This window comes from Rhodoferax potami, assembly GCF_032193765.1.
GTDB classification, from domain to species: Bacteria; Pseudomonadota; Gammaproteobacteria; order Burkholderiales; family Burkholderiaceae_C; genus Allorhodoferax; species Allorhodoferax potami.
In genome coordinates this window covers 3,710,094-3,736,677 of the sequence record NZ_JAVBIJ010000001.1, presented here as the reverse complement: position 1 = coordinate 3,736,677, position 26,584 = coordinate 3,710,094, and the positions used below count along the sequence as shown (strand labels likewise).

Annotated in this window: 31 protein-coding genes and 2 pseudogenes; 6 read left to right on the top strand and 27 right to left on the bottom strand. The window is 57.7% G+C overall.

Annotated features, from left to right (window positions below; genetic code table 11):
- Positions 1–79 precede the first annotated feature (79 nt).
- The 23 genes from RAE21_RS18025 to RAE21_RS17915 form a co-directional block, all read right to left on the bottom strand.
- Positions 80–1,069 (bottom strand): DNA-directed RNA polymerase subunit alpha, encoded by a 990-nt coding sequence (locus RAE21_RS18025; RefSeq protein ID WP_313882538.1) that lies wholly within the window; start codon positions 1,067–1,069, stop codon positions 80–82.
- Positions 1,070–1,175: 106 nt separating this feature from the next.
- Positions 1,176–1,799, bottom strand: coding sequence for a 30S ribosomal protein S4 (gene rpsD / locus RAE21_RS18020; RefSeq protein ID WP_313874951.1), 624 nt, complete (start codon positions 1,797–1,799; stop codon positions 1,176–1,178).
- 81 nt (positions 1,800–1,880) lie between these two features.
- A complete protein-coding gene (gene rpsK, locus RAE21_RS18015; RefSeq protein ID WP_029706489.1) occupies positions 1,881–2,285 on the bottom strand; it encodes a 30S ribosomal protein S11 in 405 nt (134 codons plus the stop codon).
- 19 nt (positions 2,286–2,304) lie between these two features.
- Entirely contained in the window at positions 2,305–2,670 is a 366-nt protein-coding gene (rpsM, locus tag RAE21_RS18010) for a 30S ribosomal protein S13 (RefSeq protein ID WP_087496073.1), read from the bottom strand.
- A 24-nt stretch (positions 2,671–2,694) separates the two neighbouring features.
- Positions 2,695–2,808: a 50S ribosomal protein L36 gene (gene rpmJ, locus RAE21_RS18005; protein ID WP_012348927.1), complete on the bottom strand. Its 114-nt coding sequence runs from the start codon at positions 2,806–2,808 to the stop codon at positions 2,695–2,697.
- A 131-nt stretch (positions 2,809–2,939) separates the two neighbouring features.
- Positions 2,940–4,250, bottom strand: a complete 1,311-nt coding sequence (secY, locus tag RAE21_RS18000) for a preprotein translocase subunit SecY (protein WP_313874950.1) — start codon at positions 4,248–4,250, stop codon at positions 2,940–2,942.
- 20 nt (positions 4,251–4,270) lie between these two features.
- Positions 4,271–4,702, bottom strand: a complete 432-nt coding sequence (gene rplO / locus RAE21_RS17995) for a 50S ribosomal protein L15 (protein WP_313874949.1) — start codon at positions 4,700–4,702, stop codon at positions 4,271–4,273.
- Between the two features lie 10 nt (positions 4,703–4,712).
- Positions 4,713–4,895, bottom strand: a complete 183-nt coding sequence (rpmD, locus tag RAE21_RS17990) for a 50S ribosomal protein L30 (protein WP_087496071.1) — start codon at positions 4,893–4,895, stop codon at positions 4,713–4,715.
- 13 nt (positions 4,896–4,908) lie between these two features.
- Positions 4,909–5,433, bottom strand: coding sequence for a 30S ribosomal protein S5 (gene rpsE, locus RAE21_RS17985; RefSeq protein WP_313874948.1), 525 nt, complete (start codon positions 5,431–5,433; stop codon positions 4,909–4,911).
- 17 nt (positions 5,434–5,450) lie between these two features.
- Positions 5,451–5,816: a 50S ribosomal protein L18 gene (gene rplR, locus RAE21_RS17980; RefSeq protein WP_313882537.1), complete on the bottom strand. Its 366-nt coding sequence runs from the start codon at positions 5,814–5,816 to the stop codon at positions 5,451–5,453.
- Between the two features lie 11 nt (positions 5,817–5,827).
- Positions 5,828–6,361 (bottom strand): 50S ribosomal protein L6, encoded by a 534-nt coding sequence (rplF, locus tag RAE21_RS17975; protein WP_313874946.1) that lies wholly within the window; start codon positions 6,359–6,361, stop codon positions 5,828–5,830.
- Between the two features lie 20 nt (positions 6,362–6,381).
- Complete coding sequence (gene rpsH / locus RAE21_RS17970; RefSeq protein WP_313882536.1) at positions 6,382–6,777, bottom strand: 30S ribosomal protein S8; 396 nt, start codon at positions 6,775–6,777, stop codon at positions 6,382–6,384.
- An 18-nt stretch (positions 6,778–6,795) separates the two neighbouring features.
- Positions 6,796–7,101, bottom strand: coding sequence for a 30S ribosomal protein S14 (gene rpsN / locus RAE21_RS17965; RefSeq protein ID WP_313874944.1), 306 nt, complete (start codon positions 7,099–7,101; stop codon positions 6,796–6,798).
- Positions 7,102–7,109: 8 nt separating this feature from the next.
- Positions 7,110–7,649 carry a 50S ribosomal protein L5 gene (gene rplE, locus RAE21_RS17960; protein WP_087496065.1) on the bottom strand — a complete coding sequence of 180 codons (540 nt, stop codon included), beginning with the start codon at positions 7,647–7,649 and terminating at the stop codon, positions 7,110–7,112.
- 2 nt (positions 7,650–7,651) lie between these two features.
- Entirely contained in the window at positions 7,652–7,972 is a 321-nt protein-coding gene (rplX, locus tag RAE21_RS17955) for a 50S ribosomal protein L24 (RefSeq protein WP_087496064.1), read from the bottom strand.
- A 9-nt stretch (positions 7,973–7,981) separates the two neighbouring features.
- Positions 7,982–8,350, bottom strand: coding sequence for a 50S ribosomal protein L14 (gene rplN / locus RAE21_RS17950; protein WP_007861702.1), 369 nt, complete (start codon positions 8,348–8,350; stop codon positions 7,982–7,984).
- Positions 8,351–8,533: 183 nt separating this feature from the next.
- On the bottom strand, positions 8,534–10,141 hold the full coding sequence (locus tag RAE21_RS17945; RefSeq protein WP_428984045.1) for a glycerol-3-phosphate dehydrogenase/oxidase: 1,608 nt from the start codon (positions 10,139–10,141) through the stop codon (positions 8,534–8,536).
- A 114-nt stretch (positions 10,142–10,255) separates the two neighbouring features.
- Positions 10,256–11,986 (bottom strand): ABC transporter substrate-binding protein, encoded by a 1,731-nt coding sequence (locus tag RAE21_RS17940; RefSeq protein ID WP_313882534.1) that lies wholly within the window; start codon positions 11,984–11,986, stop codon positions 10,256–10,258.
- A gap of 85 nt (positions 11,987–12,071) precedes the next feature.
- Entirely contained in the window at positions 12,072–12,380 is a 309-nt protein-coding gene (locus tag RAE21_RS17935; RefSeq protein ID WP_313882533.1) for a DUF2160 domain-containing protein, read from the bottom strand.
- Between the two features lie 12 nt (positions 12,381–12,392).
- Entirely contained in the window at positions 12,393–13,205 is an 813-nt protein-coding gene (locus tag RAE21_RS17930) for a carbohydrate ABC transporter permease (RefSeq protein WP_313874941.1), read from the bottom strand.
- A complete protein-coding gene (locus tag RAE21_RS17925) occupies positions 13,198–14,091 on the bottom strand; it encodes a carbohydrate ABC transporter permease (protein ID WP_313874940.1) in 894 nt (297 codons plus the stop codon). The genes RAE21_RS17930 and RAE21_RS17925 overlap by 8 nt, the downstream gene beginning before the upstream one ends.
- A complete protein-coding gene (locus tag RAE21_RS17920) occupies positions 14,088–15,164 on the bottom strand; it encodes an ABC transporter ATP-binding protein (RefSeq protein WP_313882532.1) in 1,077 nt (358 codons plus the stop codon). Before RAE21_RS17920 ends, RAE21_RS17925 begins: the two co-directional genes overlap by 4 nt.
- A gap of 1 nt (position 15,165) precedes the next feature.
- Positions 15,166–16,239 carry an ABC transporter ATP-binding protein gene (locus tag RAE21_RS17915; protein WP_313882531.1) on the bottom strand — a complete coding sequence of 358 codons (1,074 nt, stop codon included), beginning with the start codon at positions 16,237–16,239 and terminating at the stop codon, positions 15,166–15,168.
- A gap of 159 nt (positions 16,240–16,398) precedes the next feature.
- On the opposite strand from RAE21_RS17915, the gene RAE21_RS17910 reads away from it, so the two are divergent.
- From RAE21_RS17910 to RAE21_RS17885, 6 genes are all read left to right on the top strand, one after another.
- Complete coding sequence (locus tag RAE21_RS17910; protein WP_313882530.1) at positions 16,399–17,166, top strand: DeoR/GlpR family DNA-binding transcription regulator; 768 nt, start codon at positions 16,399–16,401, stop codon at positions 17,164–17,166.
- 57 nt (positions 17,167–17,223) lie between these two features.
- Positions 17,224–18,714, top strand: coding sequence for a glycerol kinase GlpK (gene glpK / locus RAE21_RS17905; protein WP_313882529.1), 1,491 nt, complete (start codon positions 17,224–17,226; stop codon positions 18,712–18,714).
- Between the two features lie 38 nt (positions 18,715–18,752).
- Positions 18,753–19,568, top strand: coding sequence for a pyrroline-5-carboxylate reductase (gene proC, locus RAE21_RS17900; RefSeq protein ID WP_313882528.1), 816 nt, complete (start codon positions 18,753–18,755; stop codon positions 19,566–19,568).
- Between the two features lie 59 nt (positions 19,569–19,627).
- Positions 19,628–21,187 (top strand): DUF1800 domain-containing protein, encoded by a 1,560-nt coding sequence (locus tag RAE21_RS17895; RefSeq protein WP_313882527.1) that lies wholly within the window; start codon positions 19,628–19,630, stop codon positions 21,185–21,187.
- Between the two features lie 69 nt (positions 21,188–21,256).
- Positions 21,257–22,483, top strand: coding sequence for a DUF1501 domain-containing protein (locus RAE21_RS17890; protein WP_313882526.1), 1,227 nt, complete (start codon positions 21,257–21,259; stop codon positions 22,481–22,483).
- A 109-nt stretch (positions 22,484–22,592) separates the two neighbouring features.
- Positions 22,593–22,889, top strand: a complete 297-nt coding sequence (locus RAE21_RS17885) for a hypothetical protein (RefSeq protein WP_313882525.1) — start codon at positions 22,593–22,595, stop codon at positions 22,887–22,889.
- Between the two features lie 125 nt (positions 22,890–23,014).
- On the opposite strand, the gene RAE21_RS17880 is transcribed toward RAE21_RS17885, so the two are convergent.
- From RAE21_RS17880 to RAE21_RS17870, 4 genes and pseudogenes are all read right to left on the bottom strand, one after another.
- Positions 23,015–23,950: a LysR family transcriptional regulator gene (locus RAE21_RS17880; RefSeq protein WP_313882524.1), complete on the bottom strand. Its 936-nt coding sequence runs from the start codon at positions 23,948–23,950 to the stop codon at positions 23,015–23,017.
- Positions 23,951–24,092: 142 nt separating this feature from the next.
- Positions 24,093–25,289, bottom strand: coding sequence for a CaiB/BaiF CoA transferase family protein (locus tag RAE21_RS17875; RefSeq protein WP_313882523.1), 1,197 nt, complete (start codon positions 25,287–25,289; stop codon positions 24,093–24,095).
- A gap of 198 nt (positions 25,290–25,487) precedes the next feature.
- Positions 25,488–25,589 (bottom strand): annotated as a pseudogene (locus RAE21_RS19365) (PEP-CTERM sorting domain-containing protein); the annotation flags it as partial.
- Between the two features lie 57 nt (positions 25,590–25,646).
- Positions 25,647–26,480: pseudogene (locus RAE21_RS17870) on the bottom strand (SdiA-regulated domain-containing protein); the annotation flags it as partial.
- Between the last annotated feature and the right edge of the window lie 104 nt (positions 26,481–26,584).

Below are 26,584 nucleotides of genomic sequence, written 5' to 3'. Positions count from 1 at the left end.
TTAATTTCCTTCAGTTATTTAACAGACAGCCGTATCAGGTACTGTCCGATGCACGGAACCCTTCGCAGGGTTCAATTTATTAACGCTTCTCGAGGGAAGCTGGAGGCCAGCTTTCCAACTTCATTCCCAGAGTCAAACCACGGGAAGCCAAAACTTCCTTGATCTCATTCAGGGACTTACGACCCAGGTTTGGCGTTTTGAGCAACTCGTTTTCGGTTCGCTGAATCAGGTCACCGATGTAGTAAATGTTCTCGGCCTTCAAGCAGTTCGCAGAGCGGACTGTGAGTTCCAATTCATCCACTGGGCGCAACAAGATCGGATCGAATTGCGTATTGCCGCGGGGAACTGGAGCAGTAAACGCATCCAATTCGCTGCCTTCCAGCTGGGCAAACACTGCCAATTGCTCGACCAAGATTTTAGCGGAAGCGCGAACTGCATCTTCAGCGGTCACTGCGCCGTTGGTCTCAATCTCGACCACGAGTTTGTCCAAGTCAGTACGTTGCTCTACGCGAGCGCTCTCGACTGTGTAGCTTACGCGACGAACCGGAGAAAAAGACGCATCCAACACAATACGGCCAATGGACTTGCTTGGCTCGTCAGCATAGCGACGCATGCTTCCTGGAACGTATCCGCGGCCTTTTTCAACCTTGATTTGCATGTCGAGCTTGCCACCATGTGACAGGTTCGCAATGACGTGCTCAGGGTTGATAATTTCTACATCATGTGGAGTCTGGATGTCAGCGGCAGTGACTACACCTTCGCTGTCCTTACGCAAACTCAATGTGACTTCTTCGCGGTTGTGCAACTTAAAGACAACGCCTTTGAGGTTCAACAAAATGTTTACAACATCTTCTTGAACACCATCAATCGAAGAGTACTCATGCAACACGCCTGCGATTGTCACCTCTGTCGCAGCAAAGCCTGGCATAGACGACAACAGAACACGACGCAGCGCATTGCCGAGTGTGTGTCCGTAACCGCGCTCGAAAGGCTCCAAGGCCACCTTCGCGCGATTCAATCCAAGCTGTTCAACGCTGATCGACTTTGGCTTCAACAAATTGTTTTGCATGCAAACTTCCTCTCAATACCCCCGACTCGTTACATCGGTAAGGCTGGTGAAGTACCTTTGCCACGGTGCCCCGTAGCAAAGGAACGATTACAAAAACCCGAAAAAATTAGCGGGAATACAATTCAACGATCAGCGATTCGTTGATGTCAGCACCGAACTGGTCACGGTCAGGAACAGTTTTAAATGTGCCTTCAGCCTTCTCAACGTTCACTTCCACCCATGCTGGCAAACCAACTTGCTGGGCCAATTGGAGAGCTTCAACGATACGGTTTTGCTTTTTGGACTTATCGCGAACAGCGATAACGTCACCCGCCTTTACCATGTAAGAAGGAATGTTCACAGGCGCGCCGTTCACGGTCATCGCTTTGTGAGACACCAGCTGACGCGCTTCTGCACGCGTAGAACCGAAGCCCATACGGTAAACCACGTTATCCAAACGGGACTCCAGCAAAACCATCAGGTTCGCACCTGTGTTTCCGCGACGACGGTCGGCTTCAGCAAAATAACGGCGGAACTGACGCTCCAAAACGCCGTACATGCGTTTGACTTTTTGCTTTTCGCGCAATTGCAAACCGTAATCGGAGGTACGTGCACCAGAAGTGCGGCCGTGCTGACCTGGTTTGGAATCGAATTTAGCCTTGTCTGCGATAGAACGACGAGCGCTCTTCAAAAACAGGTCCGTGCCTTCACGGCGAGATAGTTTGGCCTTGGGGCCGAGGTAACGTGCCACTTGAACTTCCTTTTATGTCATCTGACGCGTAGAAACGCGCAAGCCACCAACAAAAGTTGGTGGCGGTGGGCTTGGTTAAGATTAGATACGGCGGCGCTTCTGAGGGCGGCAACCGTTGTGCGGCACAGGAGTAACGTCAGCAATCATGTTGATGCGGATACCCAATGCTGCCAAGGCACGAACCGAAGACTCACGACCTGGGCCTGGGCCCTTGATCTCGACGTCGAGGTTCTTAATGCCTTGTTCCAGAGCTGCACGACCAGCCACTTCAGACGCTACTTGAGCAGCGAACGGAGTGGATTTACGCGAACCCTTGAAACCCTGACCACCGGACGAGGCCCAGGACAAAGCGTTGCCTTGACGGTCCGTAATGGTGATGATGGTGTTGTTGAACGAAGCGTGCACGTGTGCAATGCCGTCAGCAACGTTCTTGCGAACCTTTTTGCGAACACGTTGTGCTGCGTTATTAGCGGGAGCCTTTGCCATAGTGGTCTCTCAATCCCTATTATTTCTTCAAAGACGCAGCAGCCTTACGTGGGCCTTTGCGTGTACGTGCGTTGGTACGTGTGCGCTGACCGCGCATCGGCAAACCGCGGCGGTGACGGAATCCACGATAGCAACCGATGTCCATCAAACGCTTGATGTTCATCGTTGTTTCGCGGCGCAAATCACCCTCAATTGTAAACTGAGCGATCTGGTCGCGGATCTTCTCAAGATCGGAGTCAGTCAAATCTTTGACCTTCTTCGAATAAGCGATGCCACAAGCCTCGCAGATCTTGCGTGCGCGGGTGCGTCCAATACCAAAGATGGCAGTCAAGCCAATTTCAGAATGTTGGTGCGGCGGAATGTTGATGCCAGCAATACGTGCCATTTTCGTCCTCTAAAACTCTTGCAATTAACCCTGACGCTGCTTGTGACGTGGATCTGTACAGATCACACGCACAACGCCTTTGCGTCGGATGATTTTGCAGTTGCGGCAAATTTTCTTGACCGAAGCCGAAACTTTCATTTTCTTCTCCTAAAACTCTTCGCCAAGTTCCGACTTTGAATCGCGCGGAACAAGCGCTATAACTTGATACTAAAACATCTACCGTTCCAGCCAGGCTGGTCAGGCTTCATTTCAACTATGAACTACCTGACTCAAGACGCCTTGAAGTTCGCCTTTTTCAGCAGTGACTCGTATTGCTGGGACATCATGTAGTTCTGGACTTGAGCCATGAAATCCATAGTGACCACAACAATAATCATTAACGAGGTTCCACCGAAATAAAACGGTACGTTGTACTTCAGGATCAAGAACTCCGGCAACAAACACACAAAGGTAATGTAGATCGCACCAGCCAGCGTCAACCGTACCAAAATCTTGTCGATGTACTTTGCTGTCTGATCACCAGGACGGATCCCGGGGATAAACGCTCCGCTCTTCTTCAAGTTATCTGCTGTCTCACGGCTGTTAAAAACAAGCGCTGTGTAGAAGAAACAGAAGAATACGATAGCAGCCGCATACAACATTACATAGACTGGCTGGCCAGGGCTCAATGTCGCCGCGATATCTTTGAGCCACCGCATCGATTCACCGGAACTAAACCAGTTTGCAATCGTTGCGGGCAGCAAAATGATCGAAGAAGCAAAAATCGGAGGAATAACGCCCGCCATATTCAGCTTCAAAGGCAAATGGGACGACTGACCACCGTAAACTTTGTTGCCGACTTGGCGGCGAGCATAGTTCACAAGAATCTTCCGTTGCCCACGCTCTACGAACACCACAAAGTAGGTAACCAGCGCAACAACCACAACGATGAGCATTGCAACGATCGGGCCCATGGAGCCTGTGCGGACAAGCTCAAGAAGACCACCTACGGCGCTTGGCAAACCTGCAGCGATCCCACCGAAGATCAGAATCGAAATTCCGTTCCCCAGCCCACGCTCAGTGATTTGCTCACCCAACCACATCAAGAACATAGTTCCTGCTGTTAAGGTCACTACCGTAGTCATTCGAAAGCCAAAGCCAGGCGAAATGACCAATCCTGCAGACGCTTCCAACGCCACCGCAATACCCAAGGACTGGAATAACGCCAACCCTAAAGTGCCATAGCGGGTGTACTGGGTAATCTTACGACGACCACCTTCGCCCTCTTTCTTCAACTGCTCAAACGCAGGCAACACGTAAGTGAGCAACTGCATGATGATCGAAGCAGAGATGTAGGGCATGATGCCCAGAGCGAAAATTGTGAAGCGCGACAAAGCTCCGCCAGAAAACATATTGAATAGACTCAATATGCCGCCTTGCTGACCCTTGAACAACTGCTGCAATTGGGCCGGATCAATACCGGGGACAGGTATGTGTGCCCCCAGGCGGTAGACCACGAGCGCCAACAACAAGAAAACAAGCCGGCGACGGAGGTCACCGAACTTGCCTGCCTTGGCTGTTTGTGCTGCGTTTGTAGCCACTAGTTACTTTCGCGTGCTAATTAAGCGACTGCGCCGCCGGCAGCTTCAATTGCAGCCTTGGCTGCAGCTGTAGCACCGATTCCGCTTAGCTTAACGGCTTTAGTAATGGCACCGGTATTGATGACTTTCACCACCTTGGCCAATTCACCAACAGCGCCAGCTTGCTTCAGAGCCACCAAGTTGACTTCTTCCAAGCCAAGGGCTTCCAAAGCGGTCAAAGTGATCTCTGCATTGAACTTCAAGAGATGAGACTTGAAGCCACGCTTGGGCAAACGGCGATGCATAGGCATCTGACCGCCTTCGAAACCGACTTTGTGGTATCCGCCGGAACGTGACTTCTGACCTTTGTGACCGCGTCCAGCAGTCTTACCAAGGCCAGAACCGATGCCGCGACCGACGCGACGCTTAGCGTGCTTGGCACCTTCAGCGGGCTTGATGTTATTCAGTTCCATCATCAACCTCTTAAAGCACCTTGACCAGGTAGCTGATCTTGTTAATCATGCCGCGCACTGCTGGCGTGTCTTGCAACTCGCTAACACTGTTGAGCTTGCGCAGACCCAAGCCGCGCACAGTGGCGCGATGGGACTCTTTGGTACCAATTGGGCTACGCACCAATTGGATCTTCACAGTTTGTTGTGTAGTCATTTGAAGTCCTCGATTAAGCGAAGATCTCTTCAACCGTCTTGCCGCGCTTGGCTGCTACTTCAGCTGGTGTCGTCGACACAGACAAAGCATCCAAGGTTGCACGAACCATGTTGTAAGGGTTGGAAGAGCCGTGGCTCTTGGCTACGATGTCAGTGATACCCACGACTTCGAAAACGGCACGCATTGGACCGCCGGCGATGATGCCCGTACCCTTTGGTGCTGGAGCCATCATCACGCTGGCTGCGCCATGGTGACCCATCACTTTGTGATGGATAGAACCATTCTTCAACGTTACCTTGATCATGTTACGGCGAGCTTCTTCCATGGCTTTCTGCACTGCTGCAGGCACTTCCTTGGACTTACCCTTACCCATACCAATACGACCATCACCGTCACCAACCACAGTCAGAGCTGCGAAACCGAGAATACGGCCGCCCTTCACGACTTTGGTCACGCGGTTGATCGCGATCATTTTTTCGCGCAGACCGTCCTCTGGACCCTCGGCCTTACCTTGCATTTTTGCTTGAACTTTAGCCATCTTAATTTCCGATCTGCTTAGAACTGCAAGCCAGCTTCACGCGCGGCATCAGCCAACGCCTTGACGCGACCGTGGTAGGCGAAACCGGAACGGTCAAACGCCACCTTTTCAACGCCCGCTGCCTTCGCTTTTTCAGCGACGCGCTTACCGATGATTTGTGCTGCTGCGACGTTTCCGCCCTTGCCAGTTGCACCCAGGGACTTGCGAACTTCTGCTTCAGCAGTCGATGCGCAGGCAATTACTTTGCCGCCGTCGCCGGAAATAACGCTGGCATAGATGTGCAGGTTTGTACGTGTGACGGTCAAACGTGCGACGCCTTGCGTTGCAATACGGATGCGGGTCTGACGTGCCCGACGAAGACGCTGCTCTTTTTTGGTCAACATGATGCAGCTCCTTATTTCTTCTTCGTTTCTTTGATCGTGATCTTCTCATCCGCATAGCGGATGCCCTTGCCCTTGTAGGGCTCAGGTGGGCGAATCGCACGAATCTCAGCGGCGATCTGACCCACACGTTGGCGGTCAGCACCTTTGATCAAGATTTCAGTAGGTGTCGGTGTGGCCACAGAAATGCCGGAAGGCATTTCGAGGTTCACGGGGTGCGAGTAACCAACAGCCAAGTTCAACTTGGTGCCTGTTGCTTGCGCCTTGTAACCCACACCAATCAGGCTCAGCTTACGCTCAAAGCCCTTGGTAACGCCAACGACCATGTTGTTGACCAACTGGCGGAAGGTGCCAGTCATTGCGTCAGCTTCACGAGAGTCGTTTGCGGGTTTGAAGCTGAGCTTGCCAGCTTCGTTTTGGATATTCACCAGGCTGTTTTGAGCCAGTTGCAGGGTGCCGCCAGTGCCTTTCACGCTGATTTGACCAGCTTGAATGGACACTTCAACACCTGCAGGGACGGTGACGGGGAGTTTGCCTACGCGGGACATTCTTTATTACTCCTGTAGCGTTAAGCGACGTAGCACAGCACTTCGCCACCGACACCGGAAGCGCGCGCTTTGCGATCTGTCATAACACCCTTGGGTGTAGTCACGATAGCAACACCCAAGCCGTTTTGGACTTGAGGAATCGCTTCGCTGCCGCGGTAAACGCGCAGGCCAGGACGGCTCACACGCTCAATACGCTCGATCACAGGGCGACCGGCGTAATATTTCAAGGCGATTTGCAACTCGGCTTTACCACCTTCGGTGGACACCTTGAAGCCATCAATGTAGCCTTCTTCTTTCAACACTTGTGCAATTGCGATCTTCACTTTGGAAGAAGGCACGGACACTGTTGTCTTCGCAACCATTTGTGCATTGCGAATGCGTGTCAACAGGTCGGCGATTGGATCACTCATACTCATGTTCAGTTCTCCTATCGCTTACCAGCTGGCCTTGACAATGCCGGGGATCTCGCCAGCAAATGCCATTTCACGGATCTTCGCGCGAGCCAGACCGAAGTGCTGGAACGTCCCACGGGGACGACCCGTGATGGAGCAGCGGTTACGCTGGCGAGTGGGGTTTGCATTACGGGGCAACTTTTGCAGACCCAGACGGGCTGCAGCACGCTCTTCGTCAGAACGTTTTGCGTCACCAGCGATAGCCTTCAGTTCCGCATATTTCTTAGCGTACTTAGCAGCCAACTTGTCGCGCTTGAGCTCGCGCTCGATTAAAGCCATTTTAGCCACAGGTCACCTCAGTTCTTGAACGGGAAGCGGAAGCCAGCGAGCAGTGCCTTGCACTCTTCGTCTGTCTTAGCCGTCGTGGTGATGCTGATATTGAGGCCGCGCAAGGCATCAACCTTGTCATATTCAATCTCAGGGAAAATGATCTGCTCTTTAACGCCGATGTTGTAGTTACCACGGCCATCAAAAGCGCGACCAGAAATACCACGGAAGTCACGAACGCGAGGCAAAGCCACGGTCACGAAACGATCTAGGAATTCGTACATCTGAACGCCACGCAGAGTCACCATGCAACCGATAGCCTGGCCTTCGCGGATTTTGAAACCAGCGATAGCTTTCTTAGACTTGGTCACCACGGGCTTCTGGCCTGCGATCTTGGTCAGGTCGGACACAGCGTGATCCATGACCTTCTTGTCGGCAACGGCTTCGCTCACACCCATGTTCAGAGTGATTTTGGTCAAACGTGGCACTTGCATGGGCGAGGTGTAGCCAAACTTGGCTGTCAACTCAGGCGCCACTTTTTCGCGGTAGTGTTGTTGTAGACGTGCCATGTTTATGCCACCTTGATTTCTTCGCCGCTGGACTTGTAAACGCGAACGCGTTTGCCGTCAGCCAGCACCTTGATACCAACACGGTCAGCCTTGCCGGTTGCCGCATTGAAGATGGCAACGTTGGACTGGTGAATAGGCATGGTTTTTTCAACGATGCCGCCGGTTGTGCCCTTCATAGGGTTTGGCTTGGTGTGCTTTTTCACCAAGTTGATGCCCTCGACGACTACGTGAGAGTCGTCAGCGCGCAAGGAGATCACTCCGCGCTTACCCTTATCGCGACCTGCGATAACGATGACTTCGTCGCCTTTGCGAATCTTGTTCATGGCGGGTCCTTACAAAACTTCAGGAGCCAAGGACACGATCTTCATGAACTTTTCAGTGCGCAATTCGCGGGTCACTGGTCCGAAGATGCGGGTGCCGATAGGCTCCAACTTGGCGTTGAGCAACACAGCTGCGTTGCCGTCGAATTTCACCAAAGAACCGTCGCCACGGCGGATGCCCTTGGCAGTACGAACCACTACAGCGCTATAGACTTCGCCTTTTTTGACGCGTCCACGTGGAGCAGCTTCTTTGATGGAAACTTTGATGATGTCGCCGACGCTTGCATAGCGACGCTTCGACCCGCCCAGCACCTTGATGCAGAGAACGGATTTCGCGCCGGTGTTGTCGGCAACTTCCAGTCGAGATTCAGTTTGGATCATTTCATTATTCCCAACTTGCACCTGGAGCTGCTTTGCCACACTGGCAACTACAAAACCAAGTCAGTCTTGGGCCCGCTATCCGTCGCACAAACCACTTGCACGATTTCTATTTGGGCAGAACCTTCAGCTTTTTCAAGCGAAGCCCACTATTGTGCCAGTCCTTAAACCGGCAGTCAACTACTTTTAAACCGGAATTTCCATGTATTGGCGTGCCAAGGCTACAAATTCTTGGCATTCCGATGAAATTCCGGTCTCCTCTTCGAGGATTTCAGCAACCTTCACTGCAACCGAGGCCGCTAATCGGGCATCCAAAAACAACATGCGACAACGGCGTGCCAGTACGTCTTCCACTTTAATTGCGTATTCGTACCGGGCCGCGTATCGCACCATGGCTTCTGTCAACCCCGGAGCTATTTCGTTTTGTGCACCCTCAAGGGCCAAGACAGCTGCGTAGTCCCATCCATAAGAGTGGGCGCCTTGCGGTGCCGCCATGGCGCTTTGGGCGACCTCGCCTCCCTGCGCACCCTGCAGACGCAGATTTTCGGTCGCCCCCGCGGGGCGCGAGTCAATCAGTTGGTGGTCTGCGCACTTTGCCAAGACGTCCTCGGCCATGGCGCGGTACGTCGTCCATTTACCGCCCGTCACTGTCACCAAGCCACTGCGACTTACCAAGACCGTATGCTCACGACTGATCGTCTTGGTGTTTTCACCATCATCGGCTTGTGATTTCACCAATGGACGAAGCCCAACCCAAATGCTCCGGATGTCAGAGTGTTCAGGCGCTTTTGTCAAATACCGTGCGGACTCTCTTAATATGAAGTCCAACTCCTCTTTGAAGGGCTTTGGCTCTCGGTCGAGGTCAGCTCGCGGCGTATCCGTGGTGCCCAGAATCACTTTTCCAAGCCACGGCACGGCGAACAGTACGCGGCCGTCTTGCGTCTTCGGCACCATCAGAGCGGTGTCGCCCCCCAAAAACTCGCGATCCACCACAATATGCACGCCTTGGCTTGGTGCGACCATGGGCTTGGTGGGGCTCCGGCCATCGTTGGGGTTGGCGGCGCCATCTTTTTCCCGGAGGCCATCGACCCAGACGCCGGTAGCGTTCACCACACATTTGGCACGAATAGAGAACTGCCGCCCACTCAGCGTGTCTTCACACTCCAAGCCGGAAATCTTTCCGTCCACATAAGTCAAAGACTTGGCAGCGCAGTAATTAACCAAGAGCGCCCCCTTTGACGCTGCGGTCCGCGCAATAGACAGTGCGAGACGGGCGTCATCAAACTGGCCATCCCAATACTTCACGCCTCCTTTGAGGCCGGCAGGCGCAACCCGGGGCACCAGGCGTTGGGTCTCCGCCACGCTTAAGAACTCCGTTTTGCCCAACCCCGCTTTGCCTGCGAGAAAATCGTAGGCAGTAAGCCCCGCTCCGTAAAAGGGCGTTTCCCACCATTTGTAAGAGGGCATCACAAAAGCCAAGGGCTGCGCAAGGTGCGGCGCGTTCCGCAAAAGTGTCGTGCGCTCATGCAACGCCTCTCGCACCAGCGATATATTTCCCTGCGCCAAATAGCGCACCCCGCCATGCAGAAGCTTGGTCGCCCGTGAAGAGGTCCCTTTTGCAAAGTCGTGAGATTCGATCAACACCACACGAAAACCCCTGGCTGCTGCATCCAAGGCAACACCGAGCCCCGTCGCGCCCCCGCCTACTACGGCAAGGTCGTACTCTTGGGGCTCTGCAAGACGGTTCAGCAAGTCTGCTCGCATCGTCGTGTTGCTTGATAGGGTGGCGCTCATAGGGTTCACTCAATATCCAAATTTTCAGGCATTTCTGTTGCGCCCATGCCGACGGGCAAAGGGCGGCTGAAGTCGCAAGATCTGCGCTCCTGCCGCCCTTTTCTTCAAGAGGACTTAACGCACTTTTCCATTTTTCCAGGCGTTCAGCAGCGTGTCGTAAGCGATGGTTTCACCCTTCGGCTTTTCGTTTGCCAACTTCTTCCAAGGAGCGCCCTTATCGCTCAGCCACTTGTCGGGGCTGCTCTTGGCGTTCAACTTGGGTGGGCATACCGCCATACCGGAGCGCTCCAAACGAGCCATCACGCTGTCCATCTCTTCTGCGAGGTTGTCCATCGCAGCCTGGGGTGTCTTCTCCCCGGTCACAGCCACGGCAACGTTCTTCCACCACAGTTGCGCCAACTTGGGGTAGTCAGGCACGTTGGTTCCGGTCGGGGTCCATGCCACACGTGCAGGGCTGCGGTAGAACTCCACCAAACCACCCAACTTGGGCGCCATGTCGGTCATCGCCTTTGACTGGATGTCCGATTCGCGGATAGGTGTCAGGCCCACGATGGTCTTCTTCAGCGAAGTGGTCTTGGCAGTTACGAACTGCGCATAGAGCCATGCGGCGGCGACTTTGTTGGCGTCATGGTCTTTAAAGAAAGTCCAGGAACCGACGTCCTGGTAGCCGTTTTGCATGCCCTGCTTCCAGTACGGACCATTGGGGCCAGGTGCCATGCGCCATTTTGGAGTTCCATCGGCATTCACGACAGGCAAACCGGGCTTGATCATGTCAGCGGTGAAAGCGGTATACCAAAAAATCTGCTGCGCAATCTGGCCCTGTGCAGGCACGGGACCGGCTTCGCCAAAGGTCATGCCGATCGCTTCTTTCGGCGAGTACTTTTTCATCCAGTCGATGTATTTCGTCAATGCATAGACTGCCGCCGGAGAGTTGGTCGCACCGCCGCGGGACACCGAGGCGCCCTGGGGAGTGCATCCATCCGCAGATGCGCGAATGCCCCACTCATCGACCGGCTTGCCGTTTGGAATACCGACATCCGCTGTACCCGCCATCGACAGCCACGCATCGGTGAAGCGCCAGCCCAGGGAAGGATCTTTCTTGCCGTAATCCATGTGACCGTAGATCGGCTTGCCATCAATCGTCTTGACGTCTTCACTGAAGAACGCAGCAATGTCTTCATAAGCGCTCCAATTCAAGGGAACACCCAGCTCATAGCCATATTTGGCCTTGAACTTGGCCTTCAATTCAGGCTTTTCAAACAAGTCCGCGCGGAACCAATACAGGTTGGCGAACTGCTGGTCTGGCAGCTGGTAAAGCTTTTTGTCAGGCCCGGTCGTAAAACTGGTGCCGATGAAATCCTTCAAATCAAGACCCGGGTTGGTCCACTCTTTGCCGCCGCCTGCCATGTAGTCGGTCAGATTCATGATCTTTCCGTAGCGATAGTGGGTCCCGATCAAATCAGAGTCCGTAATCCAGCCGTCATAAATCGACTTTCCGGATTGCATGGAGGTCTGCAGTTTCTCGACGACGTCACCTTCGCCGATCAGATCGTGTTTGACCTTGATACCGGTGATTTCCTCGAAAGCTTTGGCGAGTGTTTTGGACTCATATTCGTGGGTTGCAATGGTTTCCGACACGACGGAAATTTCCTTCACGCCCTTGCCCTGCAGCTTCTTGGCAGCATCGATAAACCACTTCATTTCAGTGGCCTGCTGCGCTTTGCTCAAAGTAGAAGGCTGGAACTCACTGTCAATCCACTTCTTGGCGGCCGCCTCATCGGCCCAGCTCTGGGACCCCAGGGCGCAAGCCATCGCGACAGCCAATACGGAATATCTCAATTTCATTGTCAATCTCCTCGTTGTAGTGCAACCCTGTGAAAGAAAATGCAACGACCCCAGGGGGCGACAAGCCGCTGCTGAAATCCTTAGATCAACCCTTGCGCATGATCCAAGCGAGTAGCGCCATCGATGCCACAAAGCTGAACCAGATAGAGGGTTCAGCCTCCAAACTGAGCCACTCCGTCAGCCGGCCACTCACCCCGACAAAAGCCAAATTCACATAGGCCGCACTGAGCAGTCCTACAAACAAGCGGTCACCCCGCGTCGTCTCCATCGGCAGGAAACCCTTGCGCATGGTGGTCGGGGACTTCAGCTCCCAGACCGTCATCCCGATCAGCATCAGGGCAATGCATACAAAAAATACAGCCACAGGTGTGGTCCACGCCATCCATTCAAACATCGTGAACTCCCTTTAAACACGGCCCATCGCGAAACCCTTCGCGATGTAATTGCGTACAAACCAGATCACGATGGCACCCGGCACGATGGTCAACACACCTGCCGCAGCGAGCGTGGCCCAGTCCATCCCCGAGGCAGAGACGGTACGGGTCATCGTGGCAGCAATCGGCTTGGCATTCACGCTGGTCAGCGTACGTGCCAACAGCAATTCCACCCAACTGAACATGAAGCAGAAGAACGCAGCCACCCCGATGCCGGCCTTGATCAGCGGGATAAAGATCCGGATGAAGAAACGCGGAAACGAATAACCGTCGATATAGGCTGTTTCATCAATTTCCCGGGGAATGCCACTCATGAAACCCTCAAGAATCCAGACCGCCAACGGAACGTTGAAGAGCAAGTGCACCAAGGCCACAGCGATATGGGTATCCATCAACCCCACTGAGGTATAGAGCTGGAAGAATGGCAGCAAAAATACGGCAGGCGGTGTCATCCGGTTGGTCAGCAACCAAAAGAACACATGCTTGTCACCCAGAAAGCTGTAGCGCGAAAACGCATAAGCCGCCGGCAGTGCCACCGTCAAAGAGATGACGGTATTGATGCCCACATAAATCAGGCTATTGATATAGCCCGAATACCAGGCGGGGTCCGTCAATATCGTCTTGTAGTTGTCCCAGGTGAAGTGATCCGGGAAGAGCGTGAAACCCGCAAGAATCTCGTTGTTCGTCTTGAACGACATGTTGATCATCCAGTAGATGGGCAACAGGGCGAACACGATGTACGCCATCATGAACAACGAACGCTTTTGAAACTTGGGCTTATTCATGGCCACCCTCCTTCGCCTGGGTGCCTACGCGCTGCATCCAGTTGTACAAAATAAAGCACATCAACAAAATGATGAGGAAATAGATCAGCGAGAACGCAGCGGCCGGGCCCAGATCGAACTGCCCCACCGCCTTCTGTGTCAAAAACTGCGACAAGAACGTGGTGGAGTTCCCAGGGCCGCCGCCGGTCAATACAAAGGGCTCGGTGTAGATCATGAAACTGTCCATGAACCGCAAGAGCACCGCAATCATGAGCACCCCACGCATCTTGGGCAACTGCACATAACGGAACACATCCCATTTGCTGGCACCGTCAATACTTGCGGCCTGGTAGTACGCGTCAGGAATCGAACGCAGACCCGCATAACCCAACAAGGCGACCAGCGGAGTCCAGTGCCACACATCCATCAGCAGCACTGTGAGCCAGGCGTGCAAAGCATTGCCTGTGTAGCTGTAGTCGATGCCCATGCCTTGCAGAGCCGCGCCCATCAGCCCGATATCGGTTCGCCCGAAAATCTGCCAAATCGTGCCCACCACGTTCCACGGAATCAACAACGAGAGCGACACAATCACCAAGGCCGCTGACGATTTCCAGCCATGCGCCGGCATAGAAAGCGCCAGCAAGATACCGAGCGGCAGCTCAACCGCCAATACGGCAAATGAATAAGAAATCTGCCGCAACAAGGCACCGTGCAGCTCTTCGTCGCGCATGATGGCGGCGAACCACTCAGTGCCCACAAAGACCCGGCGCTCCGGCGAAATGATGTCCTGCACCGAATAGTTCACCACCACCATCAAAGGCAGGATGGCTGAGAAAGCCACACAAATCAGCACCGGCAAAATCAGGAACCAGGCCTTCTGGTTCACCGGCTTGGTTGTCGTACTCATGCCACGATCTCCTCATTTTGGTAGAAGCACGTTTGGGGGCCCATGACCTGCATCCACACCGCGTCCCCGGGGGCCCATAAAGTTGCGTCCGGCGCAAGGCGGGCCTTAAGCACCTGCCCTTCCCGGGCAACGCTCAGAATGACGTGCGTACCGACGTCCTGCACCTGCGTGACTGTCATCGGCAGCGCGCCCACGGCACCGGTTTCGGCTACCCGCACATGCTCCGGGCGCACTCCCAGCTTGTAGGCGCCTTCTGGCAGCGCACGGTTGGCAGGCATATCCACGGTCGCGCCAAGGGTGTGAAAACGCCCAGCCGCGTGCTGTCCCGATAAAAAATTCATGCCCGGTGAGCCAATAAAGTGCCCTACAAAGGTGTGCTTGGGCCGCTCGAACAAATCTGCAGCAGACCCCACTTGAACAGCACGCCCGCGAGTCATCACCACCACCTGATCGGCGAAGGTCAAAGCCTCCACTTGGTCATGGGTCACATAAATCAAGGTGAGCTTGAGCTCGTGGTGGATCTGCTTGAGCTTGCGGCGGAGTTGCCACTTCAGGTGGGGGTCAATGACCGTCAACGGTTCATCAAACAACACCGCAGATACATCGGGACGCACTAGCCCACGACCCAATGAAATTTTCTGTTTAGCGTCGGCGGCCAAGCCCGCTGCGCGTTGGTTCAGCTGGCCACTCATCTCCAGCATCTCGGCAATCACCCCGACCCGTTTCTTGATCTGGTCGGCCGGCATCTTCCGGTTGCGCAGCGGAAAGGCAAGGTTTTCCGCCACCGTCATGGTGTCGTAAATCACCGGGAACTGAAATACCTGGGCGATGTTGCGCTGCTGAGGTGTCATCCGGGTCATGTCCTGCCCGTCAAAGCGCACGGTACCCTGTGACGGCGTAACCAGCCCCGACATAATGTTGAGCAGCGTGGTCTTTCCGCAGCCCGAGGGGCCCAAGAGTGCGTAAGCCCCACCGTCCTCAAATGCCATCTTGAGCGGTAGCAAGGCGTAATCGCTGTCCTGCTGGGGGTTGGGCCGGTAGGCATGGGCCAAATCAAGTTCTATGCGAGCCATATCAACGTCCTTTGCCGCGCACCGGGGCCATCAACAACAAGCCTTGTGCATCAAACACATAGACCTGCGCCGGGTTGAAATAAAAAGTGACCGCTTGACCGAGGTCGAAGTGATGCACACCCGTCAGCTGCGCGACCAGCTCCCCCACCGGGGTCTCGAAATGCACAAAGGTGTCTGTGCCCGAAATCTCTGCTAACTCCACTTGCCCGGCCAAGGCAATGTCACCATCCATCCAGTGCACCCGCAGTGCGCTGGCACGCATGCCCACCGTGAGGGCTTGTGGCGCCACGGCCGGCAAGGCCATCGGGATCAGCGCGCCTCCAGTGAGTTGCACACCGCCAGTTGCCGGCTGCGCCGCCAGCAAGTTCATGGGCGGGTCACTAAAGGCACGAGCCACCCGGATCGAGCACGGTGCGTGAAACACCTCTGCCGTGGGCCCGTATTGCAGCAACTCACCTTGATCCAGCACCGCGGTGTAGCCGCCCAGCAAGAGGGCTTCGCCGGGCTCAGTGGTCGCATAAATCACTGTGGAGTCCCCTGCGGCAAACAAAGCGGTCAATTCATCGCGGAGCTCTTCACGCAGCTTGTAGTCCAGGTTCACCAAAGGCTCATCGAGCAACATCAAGGGCGCACCCTTGGCCAGTGCCCGGGCCAAGGCGACGCGTTGCTGCTGCCCACCCGAGAGCTCTGCCGGATAGCGGTCCAGAAACATCTCGATGTGCAGCTTCTCTGCCAACTCGCGGACGCGCTGATCGATGTTTTTCTCGCCGCGCAGCTTCAGAGGCGAGGCGATGTTGTCGCGCACCTTGAGCGAGGGGTAGTTGATAAATTGCTGGTAGACCATGGCCACATTGCGCTCCCGCACGGGCATGCCGGTGACATCCGCACCGTCTACACGCACGGTGCCGGCTGTGGGCACATCCAAGCCAGCCATGATGCGCATCAAACTGGTTTTGCCCGCTTGCGTCGCACCCAACAGCACCGTCACTGCACCACTGCGTGGAGCCAGCGTCATGTCATACAGCCAGGTTTGCGGACCGACTTTCTTGCTGATGCTTTCGAGATTCAATTGCATCACGCCACCTTTTTTTGTTGCATTGCGAATCCGTAGATTTTCGAATTTGCAAATTATTGTTCGTTTTGATTCGTTTTTTCTTGGTGATTACCCTGAAATAATTCCTTTTGATTCGTTTTATAGTCTGGGCGCCTACAAGCTTTGGGGGTACAAATACGCATGAATCCAAATCCCCGACAACTCACACTGCTCTCCGTCGTCCAGGCCAAAGGCACGGTGGCGGTCGATGAATTGGCAGACACGCTGGGCGTCACACTGCAAACCGTGCGCCGCGACGTACAGCGCCTGGCAGACGAAGGCTTGCTGGCCCGCTTTCATGGCGGCGTCCGGGTGCCGAGCTCCACGACCGAAAACCTGGCCCACCAACAGCGCGAAAGCCTCAACGCCGATGGCAAGCAGCGCATTGCCCGCCAAGTGGCGCAAGCCGTTCCCAACGACTGCTCCCTGATCCTGAACATCGGAACCACCACCGAGGCGGTGGCCCGCGCCCTGCTGCACCACACCGGCTTACGGGTCATTACCAACAACCTGAATGTGGCCAGCATCCTGAGCACCAATCCGCGCTGCGAAGTCATCGTGGTCGGTGGCGTGGTGCGCGGCCGGGACCAGGGCATCGTGGGCGAAGCCGCAGTGGATTTCATCCGCCAATTCAAGGTGGATTTGGCGCTGATTGGCATTTCCGGTATTGAGTCTGACGGCACCCTGCGGGACTACGACTACCGCGAGGTCAAGGTGGCACAAACCATCATCTCCCACGCCCGCGAGGTCTGGCTTGCTGCTGACATCAGCAAATTCAACCGCCCCGCCATGGTCGAAGTCGCCACGCTGTCGCAAATTGACCGACTGTTCACCGACGCACAGCCACCGGCACCGTTTCCTGCGTTACTCGAAGAAGCACAAGTACGACTCGACGTGGCTCAGGCCTGAGCCCACCGCCACAGCGACGCGCTTTGCCGCACACCCACCTTTTCTGACCCTACGCCTATGACCTACATCCTCGCGCTTGACCAAGGCACCTCCAGCTCCCGCAGCATCGTGTTTGACGAGGCGGGCCAAACCGTGGCGATGGCCCAGTTGGAGCTGCAACAAATCTACCCCCAGCCCGGCTGGGTCGAACACGACGCCCAAGAGATCTGGCGCATCCAGCTCGCCACAGCACGCGAAGCACTGGCCAAAGCCGGCATTACCGCCGCGCAGGTCAAGGCCATCGGGATTACCAACCAGCGCGAGACGACGGTTGTGTGGAATCGCAAAACAGGTATCCCCATCCACCATGCCATCGTCTGGCAGGACCGGCGGGCAGAACCCACCTGTGCCGACTTGCGCGAGCGCGGGCTGGCCGACACCATCCAAACCAAAACCGGGCTGCTGGTGGATGCCTATTTCTCAGGCACCAAGCTCAAGTGGATTCTGGACAACGTGCCCGGCGCACGCGCCCAAGCCGCCCACGGAGAGCTCGCCTTCGGCACCATCGACAGCTGGCTGATCTGGCAGCTGACCGAGGGCCGTGTCCATGTGACGGACGTGAGTAACGCCTCCCGCACCATGCTCTTCAATGTGCACACCAATCTGTGGGACGACGACTTGCTGGCAGCGCTCGACATTCCGGCCAGCCTGATGCCCGCGGTGCAACCCTCGGCCTCTTTGTTTGGGGAAGTCGTGCCCAGCCTCTTCGGCCATGCGATTCCGATCGGTGGCGTGGCGGGTGACCAGCAAAGTGCGCTGTTCGGCCAAGCCTGCTTCAAAGCCGGTATGGTCAAAAACACCTATGGCACCGGCTGCTTCATGCTCATGCACACCGGCAGCACCTTCCAGACCTCGCGCAACGGACTCATCACCACCAGTGCAGCCCAAGCCAACACCCAGCCCCAATACGCGCTCGAAGGCAGCGTGTTCGTAGGGGGAGCCGTGGTGCAGTGGCTACGTGACGGGCTGCATGCCATCCAGGGCAGCGGCGAAGTGCAAAGCCTGGCGCAAAGCGTGCCCGACTCAGGCGGCGTGATTGTGGTGCCCGCCTTCACCGGCCTGGGCGCACCGTATTGGAAGCCTGATGCACGGGGCTCGATTACAGGCCTTACCCGGGGCTCTACCCTTGCCCACATTGCGCGGGCTGCTCTCGAAAGCATAGCATTCCAAAGCGCGGCACTCTTGCAGGCCATGAGCCGCGATGCCGTCAGTGCGGGCGCTGCGGCAGTGTCAGAGCTGCGGGTGGATGGGGGCGCGTGTGTCAATGACTTGCTGATGCAATTCCAGGCAGACCTTTTGGGCATTCCGGTGGTGCGCCCTGCGGTGACCGAAACCACAGCCCTAGGGGCCGCCTACCTGGCCGGACTGACCACGGGTGTGTACAGCAATACCGACGAGCTGACCCAGCTGTGGAAGGCCGAGCGCCGCTTCCTCCCCACCCTGCCGCCCGCACGCGCCAAGGAGCTGATGGAGCGCTGGGAGCACGCTGTGCGCCAGACCACCCTCTAAACTCGGGCGCTCTGACTTTTCAACGCACAGGACTCAGCATGGGCAAGCGCATTGCATTCATCGGCGGCGGCAATATGGCCAGCGCCATCATCGGCGGGCTGCTCCGCCAAGGGTTTTCGGTCGCAGATATTGATGTGGTGGAACCCTGGGCAGAGGCCCGCAGCCGGCTGGCAACCGATTTCGGCCTGCAGCCGCAGCCCGAAGCCGGCGCCTTTTTGGCCAGCGCAGACCTGATCGTCTGGGCGGTCAAACCCCAGACCTTTAAAGAGGCCGCCGCAGCAGTGAGCAGCCACAACCGCACAGCCCTCCACCTGAGTGTGGCAGCCGGCATCACCACTGACAGCATTGCCACCTGGCTGGGCAGCGAGCGCATCATCCGCACCATGCCTAATACACCGGCGCTGATCGGCAAAGGAATCACGGCTCTCTTTGGCCGCCCGGGTGTCACTCAGGCAGACAAAGACTGGGCTAACGAGGTAATCGCGACCACCGGCGCCACGGTCTGGCTCACGGCGGAAGCGCAGCTCGATGCGGTCACCGCCCTCAGCGGCTCCGGGCCGGCCTATATGTTTTATTTCATGGAAGCCATGACCGATGCGGGGGTCCGCATGGGGCTCGACAGGGACCAGGCGTACCAACTGGCCGTGGCCACCTTTATCGGCGCGGGCGAACTGGCACGCGCCTCCGCTGAAGCACCTGAGAGCCTGCGCGCAAAAGTCACCTCCAAAGGCGGCACCACCTATGCGGCGATCACCAGCATGGATGAGAGCGGCATCAAAGACCTGTTTGCCCAAGCCCTGTTTGCTGCGCACCACCGTGCCGGCGAGCTCGGTGCGGAGTTCGGCAAGGCCTAAGGGCCGCCTGTCGATGTAACAGTTGGTGAAGCCGGGGCCGCGCCGCTACGATGTGGCGCATGCGCTCTGACACCCGACTCCTTCGCTTCGCGCCCCTGTGGGGCTTGTGTGTTGCCCTGCTCTTTCTAAGCGGCTGCGCACCCCTGCCATCGGGCGGTGTGGCCGACGGGCCGGCCCCCACGGCGCAGGCTCGTTATGAATGGCTGAACCGCATCACCTGGGGGGCCAACACCTCCACCGCGCGGGTAGTGGAACAACAGGGCAGCGCGCGCTGGCTGCAGCAGCAACTCCAGCCACAAGGCGCCAGCTTGCCCGAGAGCGCACAGGCCACCGTCAGCGCCATGACCATCAGCCAGACCGGCTTGACCGATCTGGTGGCCACGATGGAAAAGCAGCGCAAAGACGCCGATGCACTGCGGGACGACGTAGCCAAAAAAGCCGCCCAGCAGGCCTACCAGCAAGAGCTCAACCGCCTCGCCCGCGAAGCCGCCACCCGCCATGTGCTGCGAGCGCTCTACAGCCCGGCGCAGGTGCAAGAGCAAATGACATGGTTCTGGCTGAACCACTTCAATGTGCACCTCAGCAAGCACAACCTGCGGGCGATGCTGGGCGACTATGAAGACAGCGCCCTGCGGCCGCACGCCCTCGGGCGCTTCCGCGATCTGCTCGGCGCGGTGAGCTACCACCCGGCGATGCTGCGGTATCTGGACAACGACCAAAATGCCGCCGGCCGCATCAACGAAAACTTTGCCCGCGAGCTGATGGAGCTGCACACCCTGGGGGTGGATGGCGGCTACACCCAGAAAGACGTCCAAGAACTGGCCCGCGTGCTCACCGGGCTGGGCGTCAACATGAACAGCAGCAACCCCAACCTGCGCAAAGAGTTAAACCGCCTGTATGTGCGCAAGGGCATTTTTGAATTCAATCCCCAGCGGCATGACACCGGGCCCAAAGCCCTGCTGGGCCAAGCCATTACCGGCGAGGGTCTGGCCGAAATAGAGCAAGCGCTGGACCTGCTGACACGCCACCCGGCGACGGCCCGGTTCGTGAGCCGCAAGCTAGCGACCTTCTGGCTGTCTGACACCCCGCCCCAGGCCCTTGTGGACCGCATGGCTGCCACTTGGCGAGCGACCGATGGCCAGATCGCTCGTGTGCTGGAAACACTGTTCACCGCGCCGGAATTTACCAACGCCCGCCCCACCAAGTTCAAAGACCCGATGCGCTATGTGCTGTCCTCGGTACGACTGGCGTATGACGACAAAGCGGTGCTCAACGTTGGCCCGGTGTTGAACTGGATCAACCGCATGGGGCAGCCGCTCTACGGCCGCCAAACGCCTGACGGCTACCCCCTGGTCGCCAGCGCGTGGGACAGTACCGGCCAGCTCACCACCCGGTTTGAAATTGCCAAGGCCATTGGCTCCGGTAGCGCGGGCCTATTCAAAACCGACGGCCCGCAAGCGACCGAAAAAGCCGCATTCCCCCAGCTGGCCAATGCACTGTATTACCAGGCCATCCAAAACGGCCTGAGCAGCGCCACCCGCGCAGCGCTCGACCAGGCCAACTCGCCGCAGGAGTGGAACACCTTCCTGCTGGCCGCCCCGGAGTCCATGCGCCGCTAGCCCTCGAGCGCACTTGCCCCCCAGACTTCGGCCCCAACCGCCACACACCCCGCTTCAGGAGCCCGTGCCATGCAACGACGCCAATTTCTGCACACCGCGCTGCACACCAGTGCGGCAGCTGCCCTGAGCCTGCCCGGGGTGCAGCTGCACGCGGCCACAGGCCCGACCACCGGGGCACCCCGGTTTTTGATGGTGTTTTTGCGCGGCGGCATGGATGCGGCCAGCCTGCTCCCCCCGGTGAGCAGCAGCTTTTATTACGAGGTACGGCCTGACATCGCCATCGCCAAACCCGACGCCGACCTGACGAGCGCCCTGCCCCTCACCGCCGACTGGGGGCTGCACCCGGCTCTGCGGGACACCCTTTACCCGCTCTACCAACAAGGCGAACTCGCCTTTGTGCCGTACAGCGGCACCGATAACCTGTCGCGCAGCCACTTCGAAACGCAAGACAGCATCGAGCTAGGCCAGCAAAACCACAGCAGCACCGCCTATGGCTCGGGCTTTCTGAACCGGCTGGCCACCCAGCTCCAAGGGCGCCCCGCTGTTACCAGCCCCGCCCCCATGGCGTTTACCGACCAACTGCCGATTGCGCTGCAAGGCGAACTGCGCGTTCCGAACACCAGCTTGCGCAACCTAAGCAAGCCATCGGTGGACACGCGCCAGAGCCGCATCATTGCAGCCATGTATCAGGGCACTGCCCTGGAGGGCACGGTGCAAAGCGGCTTTGCGGTGCGTGAACAAGTGATGCGCGAAATGTCGGCCGAGATGGATGCCGCCAGCCGCGGCGCCATCACCGCCAAGGGCTTTGAGCTGGAAGCCCGCCGCATCGCCCGCCTGATGCGCGAGCAATACGCACTGGGTTTTGTAGATGTGGGCGGCTGGGACACCCACGTAGCCCAGGGCGGCGCAACCGGCTATCTGGCTAACCGACTCGATGAATTGGGCCAAGGCCTAGCCGCTTTTTCGCAAGAAATGGGCAGCGCATGGCGCAACACCGTGGTGGTGGTCATGAGCGAGTTCGGCCGCACCTTCCGCCAAAACGGCAACCGCGGCACGGATCACGGCCACGGCAGTGTGATGTGGGTGCTGGGCGGCGCGGTGCGCGGCAAGCAAGTGGTCGGCGAGCAGGTGCAGATGTCGGCGGCCACCCTGTTCCAGAACCGCGACTACGCGGTGTTGAATGAATACCGCAGCGTGTTGGGCGGCATATTTAAACGCCAGTGGGGCCTGAGCGACAGCCAGCTCAGCAACGTGTTCCCCGGGTTCAAGGGCGCACGCGACTGGGGTCTGGTCTAAACGGCGGCGCGTCGCAAAAGACTCGCGCGCCTGTCACACAGGGTTCACGGTGAGGGCGCAATCTGTGCAGGCGGCATGTTGCCGTGTTTCACAAAAAAGCGAGCCCTGAATGACCCAAGACACTTCCCCCGTGGCCGAGACCGTGGCAGACGATCTGGTGGACGAAGATTTTGAGACCATCGGCGACTACCACCGCATGGCTGCCCACCACTTCCAGGCCGCCGCCAAACACCATCTGGCCGCTGCCGCAGCCGATGACGAAGGCGACGACGAAGCCAATGCCCGCCACGCTTTTCTGGCCTACCGCCACCAGCTCAATGGCGTGCAGTGCGCTGAGATCGCCATGATGGAAAGCGATAGCCTGGACGATCCGTTTGACGTGCCTTCGGAAGACGACACCCAGTAATTCGCCCGTCCCGCCCATGAAAAAGCCGGCTCTACCCAAGTAGACCGGATTTTTGCTATTTTGGGCTAGTAGCGCTCGTGGAATATGCGCAAGCAGCTATCAAATCAGTAGCAAAATAATCTCTCTCAAGCCTTGTTCCAATATCCCGGCGCGCTGTAACGCTCCTTGATGAAATCGATCCACAAGCGCACTCGCAAGGGCATGTGTTTGCGTTGGGGGAAGACGGCGTAAATGCCGTTGGGCGGAGCGGCATAGTCTTCCAGCACCGCGACCAAACGGCCTGCGGCGATTTCGTTTTCCACCTCCCAAGTGCTGCGCCACGCGATGCCGTAGCCACCCAGGCACCAGTCGTGCAACACCTGCCCATCGCTGCAGTCCAGCGGGCCGGCGGGCTTTAGGTAAATCACCTCACCCGCATCAGCACGCTCGCCTTTGACCGCAGGCAACTTGAAAGCCCAGCCCCGGGTTTGAGATGCGTCGCTGGACAACGTGAGGCAATGGAAGCGACTCAAATCGGCTGGCGTTTTGGGCGTGCCGTGGCGCTTGAGGTAGGCCGGCGTGGCCACGCACAGGCGGCGGTTATCGGCCATGCGCACGCTCACGAGGGACGAATCGGGCATGTCGCCTACACGCACTGCGCAGTCAAAGCCCTCGCCGGCAATGTCCACCACGCGGTCACTCAAGTTGAGGGAGATCGTCACATCCGGGTGCAACTCGCGGAACTTGGGCACCAGCGGCGCGACATGGCGACGGCCGAAACCCGCCGGCGCCGTGATGCGCAAATGGCCCGCCGCCTTCACGCCACCGGCGCTCACGCTGGCCTCGGCGTTAGTCACGTCCGCGATGATGCGCTGGCAGTCTTCCAAAAACGCACTGCCCTCGTGCGTGAGCGTGATGCGACGGGTGGTGCGGATCAGCAACTTCACGCCCAGGCGCTCCTCCAGCGCGTCAAGCCGACGGCCCATGATGGCGGGGGCCACGCCTTCGGCATTGGCGGCGGCGGTCAGGCTGCCACGGGTAGCGACAGAGACGAAGGATTCGAGTTGCTTGAGCTTGTCCATCACTGACTCCTGGAGGGCTGAAGGGCAGCGCGTTTTACTCCGTGTCCCCCGCCCGCTGCGCGGGCTCCTCCTTGACCTGCGTAAAACGCACTCCCCTTCAGCCCTTTGGCGCTCGTGGATTCTGCGCGCGCAGCTATATTTTTCATAGCACTACGCCATGCGCATGCAGTGCCGCCACTTCGCCCGCGCTGTACCCCAGACTTTGCAGCAGCGCGTCGGTGTGCTCACCCAGCTTGGGCGGATCCAGCCGCAGGCCGAGGCGCTCACCGCCTAGGGTTAAGGGCAACAAAGGCACTTGCGTCTGACGACCGTCGGGCAGCTCCATGGGGGCCAGGCCGCCGGTGGCTTGCAGGTGCGGGTCGTCAAACAAATGCTGCGGATCGGTGATGGGAGCAAAGGGCAGGCCCACTTGCTCAAAGCGCTGTGACAACTCTGCGCGGCTGAACTGCGCCAGGCGCGTGCGCAACTCGGGGATGAGCCAGCTGCGCGCCAGCACACGGTCGTTATTGGTGGTGACGCGCGGGTCGGCAAACAGGTCGGCGTAGCCAAAGGCCTCGCAAAAGGTTTTCCATTGCCCATCGCCCACCACGGCCAGAAAGATCTGCTCGTTGCCTTTAACGCTGAACACGTCGTAAATGCCCCAGGGCGAGATGCGCTCGGGCATAGGCGCGGCGGCCTTGCCGGTCACGGCAAACTGCATCATGTGCTGGGCCACCAAGAAAATGTTGTTCTCAAAGAGGGCGCTTTGCACCTCCTGGCCCTTGCCGGTTTGCTGGCGTTGCATGAGTGCCGCCATGGCGCCCACGGCACCGAAGATACCGCCCATGATGTCGTTCACACTGGAGCCTGCGCGCAGCGGGTCGCCGGGGCGGCCGGTCATGTAGGCCAGGCCGCCCATCATCTGCACCACCTCGTCCAGCGCCGTGCGGTGGTCGTAGGGGCCGGGCAGAAAGCCTTTGTGGCTCACGTAGATCAGGCGCGGGTCCAGCTTGCTCAAAGACGCGTAGTCCAAGCCCAGCTTTTGCATGGTCTCGGTTTTGAAGTTCTCGCTGACGATGTCGGCCGTGGCAATCAGCTTGAGCACGATCTCGCGGCCCTGTGGGCTTTTGAGGTCCACCGCAATGCTTTTCTTGTTGCGGTTGAACAGCGGGTAAAAACCGGCGCCGCTGCCCAGCAACTTGCGGGTGCTGTCGCCCGCCAGTGGCTCGACCTTGATGACATCTGCACCCAAGTCGCCCAGCGTCATGCCGCAAGTGGGCCCCATGACCATGTGGGTGAATTCAACGACGCGGATGCCCGCGAGGGGGAGAGCTGAGGGTGAACGGGTGTCGGTGGTCATGCGGTGCTGTCAATAACGCCAAGCCCTGCGGAATACAGGACAGAAACATCGGGGCCTGCCTGACACCGTAAGGCATCCGGCAGGCCACAAACTTTACGTCAATTATCGACAGTGCTTGGCGGCGTGCAGTGCGGCATCGCCACCGGCATGGTGCAAGCCGCACCTGGGCCCGCACCACACCTGGAAGGAAGCAATCGCTTACGCAGCGCGCCTGCGGCGGGCTACGGCGCCCATCAAGCCCAAGCCAGCGAGCAGCATGGCGTAGGTTTCTGGCTCGGGCACGGGGGCCGTCAACACAATCAGCTGCGACTTGGCGTTTGCGGGTGCGCCACTGAGTTGGTCTTGCTCGGCCAACAGGTAAATCGTGCCGCGTTCATCAATCGTCACACCTTCAATCGCGTTGCGGGCAGCGATATGGGTCAGGTCCAAGCGGCTGACTACCGTGCCAGTGCGGGTCACTTCGATCAGCTCACGCGAATCGCCGGGGGTGGTACCGGTGCTGAGCACCAGCAAATTGTTGTTGCCCAGGATAGAGAGCGTTTGCACATCGGACAGTTGGGACAAACCAAACAAGCCCGTCGCACCGGTGAATGACGCATCCGCAACCGCATCCGGAGATGCCACCGTGGAGAAGCTCAGGTTGTTGAAGATACTCAGCGTGGCCGGGTTGTCTTGTTTTGCCGTGACATAGCTGCCGTTGCGGGCGTCGTAGCTCAAGCCTTCAATGCCCACATTGCCAGTAGTCAGGCCCACAGAGGCGAAAGGCACTGTGCCCAAGTTGACCGAGCCACCAGCGGTGTAGCTGAAGCGGTAGATGTTTTGCAGGCGCTCTTCTGCCACAGCGAGCACCCCATTGCCCAAGTAGGCCAAGCCTTCGGAATCGTTACCGGGATTTCTTCCATTGAGGCCTGTGCTGTAGGCGCCCCAGCCGGTGAACGCCATCGAACCTTTTGACTTTCCGTCAAGTGACATTTCAATCACGCCCTTGCCCTCGTCACCGATGAAAAACAAGGTGCCGCGGTCCTGCGCATAAGTGATCGCAGAGCCTTCCAGGCCGGAGACAGCGCCCACGCTCAGGTCGAGCCCGTAAGTGTTTTTGACGGTGTAGTTGCTCAGGCTGAACGACTGCGCAGATGCGGAGACCGAAGCCAATGCCAAAAGGATGGCGGAAACCGTGGTTTTGATGTGCATGGGGAGACCTGTGAGATGAGACAAAGTGCAGACCCCATTTCGGAGCCATGTAGACGGAGTTTCATCCTAGGTGTGTCATGTGACAAAGATGTGTATGCACCTCT

What these genes read in the sequence shown, in the direction of transcription:
- RAE21_RS18025 (WP_313882538.1), bottom strand. Translation starts at nt 1,069, where the DNA reads ATGCAAAACAATTTGTTGAAGCCAAAGTCGATCAGCGTTGAACAGCTT.
- rpsK (WP_029706489.1), bottom strand. Translation starts at nt 2,285, where the DNA reads ATGGCAAAGGCTCCCGCTAATAACGCAGCACAACGTGTTCGCAAAAAG.
- rpsM (WP_087496073.1), bottom strand. Translation starts at nt 2,670, where the DNA reads ATGGCACGTATTGCTGGCATCAACATTCCGCCGCACCAACATTCTGAA.
- rpmJ (WP_012348927.1), bottom strand. Translation starts at nt 2,808, where the DNA reads ATGAAAGTTTCGGCTTCGGTCAAGAAAATTTGCCGCAACTGCAAAATC.
- rplO (WP_313874949.1), bottom strand. Translation starts at nt 4,702, where the DNA reads ATGGAACTGAATAACATCAAGCCCGCTGAAGGTGCCAAGCACGCTAAG.
- rpmD (WP_087496071.1), bottom strand. Translation starts at nt 4,895, where the DNA reads ATGACTACACAACAAACTGTGAAGATCCAATTGGTGCGTAGCCCAATT.
- rpsE (WP_313874948.1), bottom strand. Translation starts at nt 5,433, where the DNA reads ATGGCTAAAGTTCAAGCAAAAATGCAAGGTAAGGCCGAGGGTCCAGAG.
- rplR (WP_313882537.1), bottom strand. Translation starts at nt 5,816, where the DNA reads ATGTTGACCAAAAAAGAGCAGCGTCTTCGTCGGGCACGTCAGACCCGC.
- rplF (WP_313874946.1), bottom strand. Translation starts at nt 6,361, where the DNA reads ATGTCCCGCGTAGGCAAACTCCCCGTCACCGTCCCTGCAGGTGTTGAA.
- rpsH (WP_313882536.1), bottom strand. Translation starts at nt 6,777, where the DNA reads ATGAGTATGAGTGATCCAATCGCCGACCTGTTGACACGCATTCGCAAT.
- rplE (WP_087496065.1), bottom strand. Translation starts at nt 7,649, where the DNA reads ATGGCACGTCTACAACAACACTACCGCGAAAAAGTGGCGCCTGAGTTG.
- rplX (WP_087496064.1), bottom strand. Translation starts at nt 7,972, where the DNA reads ATGAACAAGATTCGCAAAGGCGACGAAGTCATCGTTATCGCAGGTCGC.
- rplN (WP_007861702.1), bottom strand. Translation starts at nt 8,350, where the DNA reads ATGATCCAAACTGAATCTCGACTGGAAGTTGCCGACAACACCGGCGCG.
- RAE21_RS17945 (WP_428984045.1), bottom strand. Translation starts at nt 10,141, where the DNA reads ATGAGCGCCACCCTATCAAGCAACACGACGATGCGAGCAGACTTGCTG.
- RAE21_RS17940 (WP_313882534.1), bottom strand. Translation starts at nt 11,986, where the DNA reads ATGAAATTGAGATATTCCGTATTGGCTGTCGCGATGGCTTGCGCCCTG.
- RAE21_RS17935 (WP_313882533.1), bottom strand. Translation starts at nt 12,380, where the DNA reads ATGTTTGAATGGATGGCGTGGACCACACCTGTGGCTGTATTTTTTGTA.
- RAE21_RS17930 (WP_313874941.1), bottom strand. Translation starts at nt 13,205, where the DNA reads ATGAATAAGCCCAAGTTTCAAAAGCGTTCGTTGTTCATGATGGCGTAC.
- RAE21_RS17925 (WP_313874940.1), bottom strand. Translation starts at nt 14,091, where the DNA reads ATGAGTACGACAACCAAGCCGGTGAACCAGAAGGCCTGGTTCCTGATT.
- RAE21_RS17920 (WP_313882532.1), bottom strand. Translation starts at nt 15,164, where the DNA reads ATGGCTCGCATAGAACTTGATTTGGCCCATGCCTACCGGCCCAACCCC.
- RAE21_RS17915 (WP_313882531.1), bottom strand. Translation starts at nt 16,239, where the DNA reads ATGCAATTGAATCTCGAAAGCATCAGCAAGAAAGTCGGTCCGCAAACC.
- RAE21_RS17910 (WP_313882530.1), top strand. Translation starts at nt 16,399, where the DNA reads ATGAATCCAAATCCCCGACAACTCACACTGCTCTCCGTCGTCCAGGCC.
- glpK (WP_313882529.1), top strand. Translation starts at nt 17,224, where the DNA reads ATGACCTACATCCTCGCGCTTGACCAAGGCACCTCCAGCTCCCGCAGC.
- proC (WP_313882528.1), top strand. Translation starts at nt 18,753, where the DNA reads ATGGGCAAGCGCATTGCATTCATCGGCGGCGGCAATATGGCCAGCGCC.
- RAE21_RS17895 (WP_313882527.1), top strand. Translation starts at nt 19,628, where the DNA reads ATGCGCTCTGACACCCGACTCCTTCGCTTCGCGCCCCTGTGGGGCTTG.
- RAE21_RS17890 (WP_313882526.1), top strand. Translation starts at nt 21,257, where the DNA reads ATGCAACGACGCCAATTTCTGCACACCGCGCTGCACACCAGTGCGGCA.
- RAE21_RS17885 (WP_313882525.1), top strand. Translation starts at nt 22,593, where the DNA reads ATGACCCAAGACACTTCCCCCGTGGCCGAGACCGTGGCAGACGATCTG.
- RAE21_RS17880 (WP_313882524.1), bottom strand. Translation starts at nt 23,950, where the DNA reads ATGGACAAGCTCAAGCAACTCGAATCCTTCGTCTCTGTCGCTACCCGT.
- RAE21_RS17875 (WP_313882523.1), bottom strand. Translation starts at nt 25,289, where the DNA reads ATGACCACCGACACCCGTTCACCCTCAGCTCTCCCCCTCGCGGGCATC.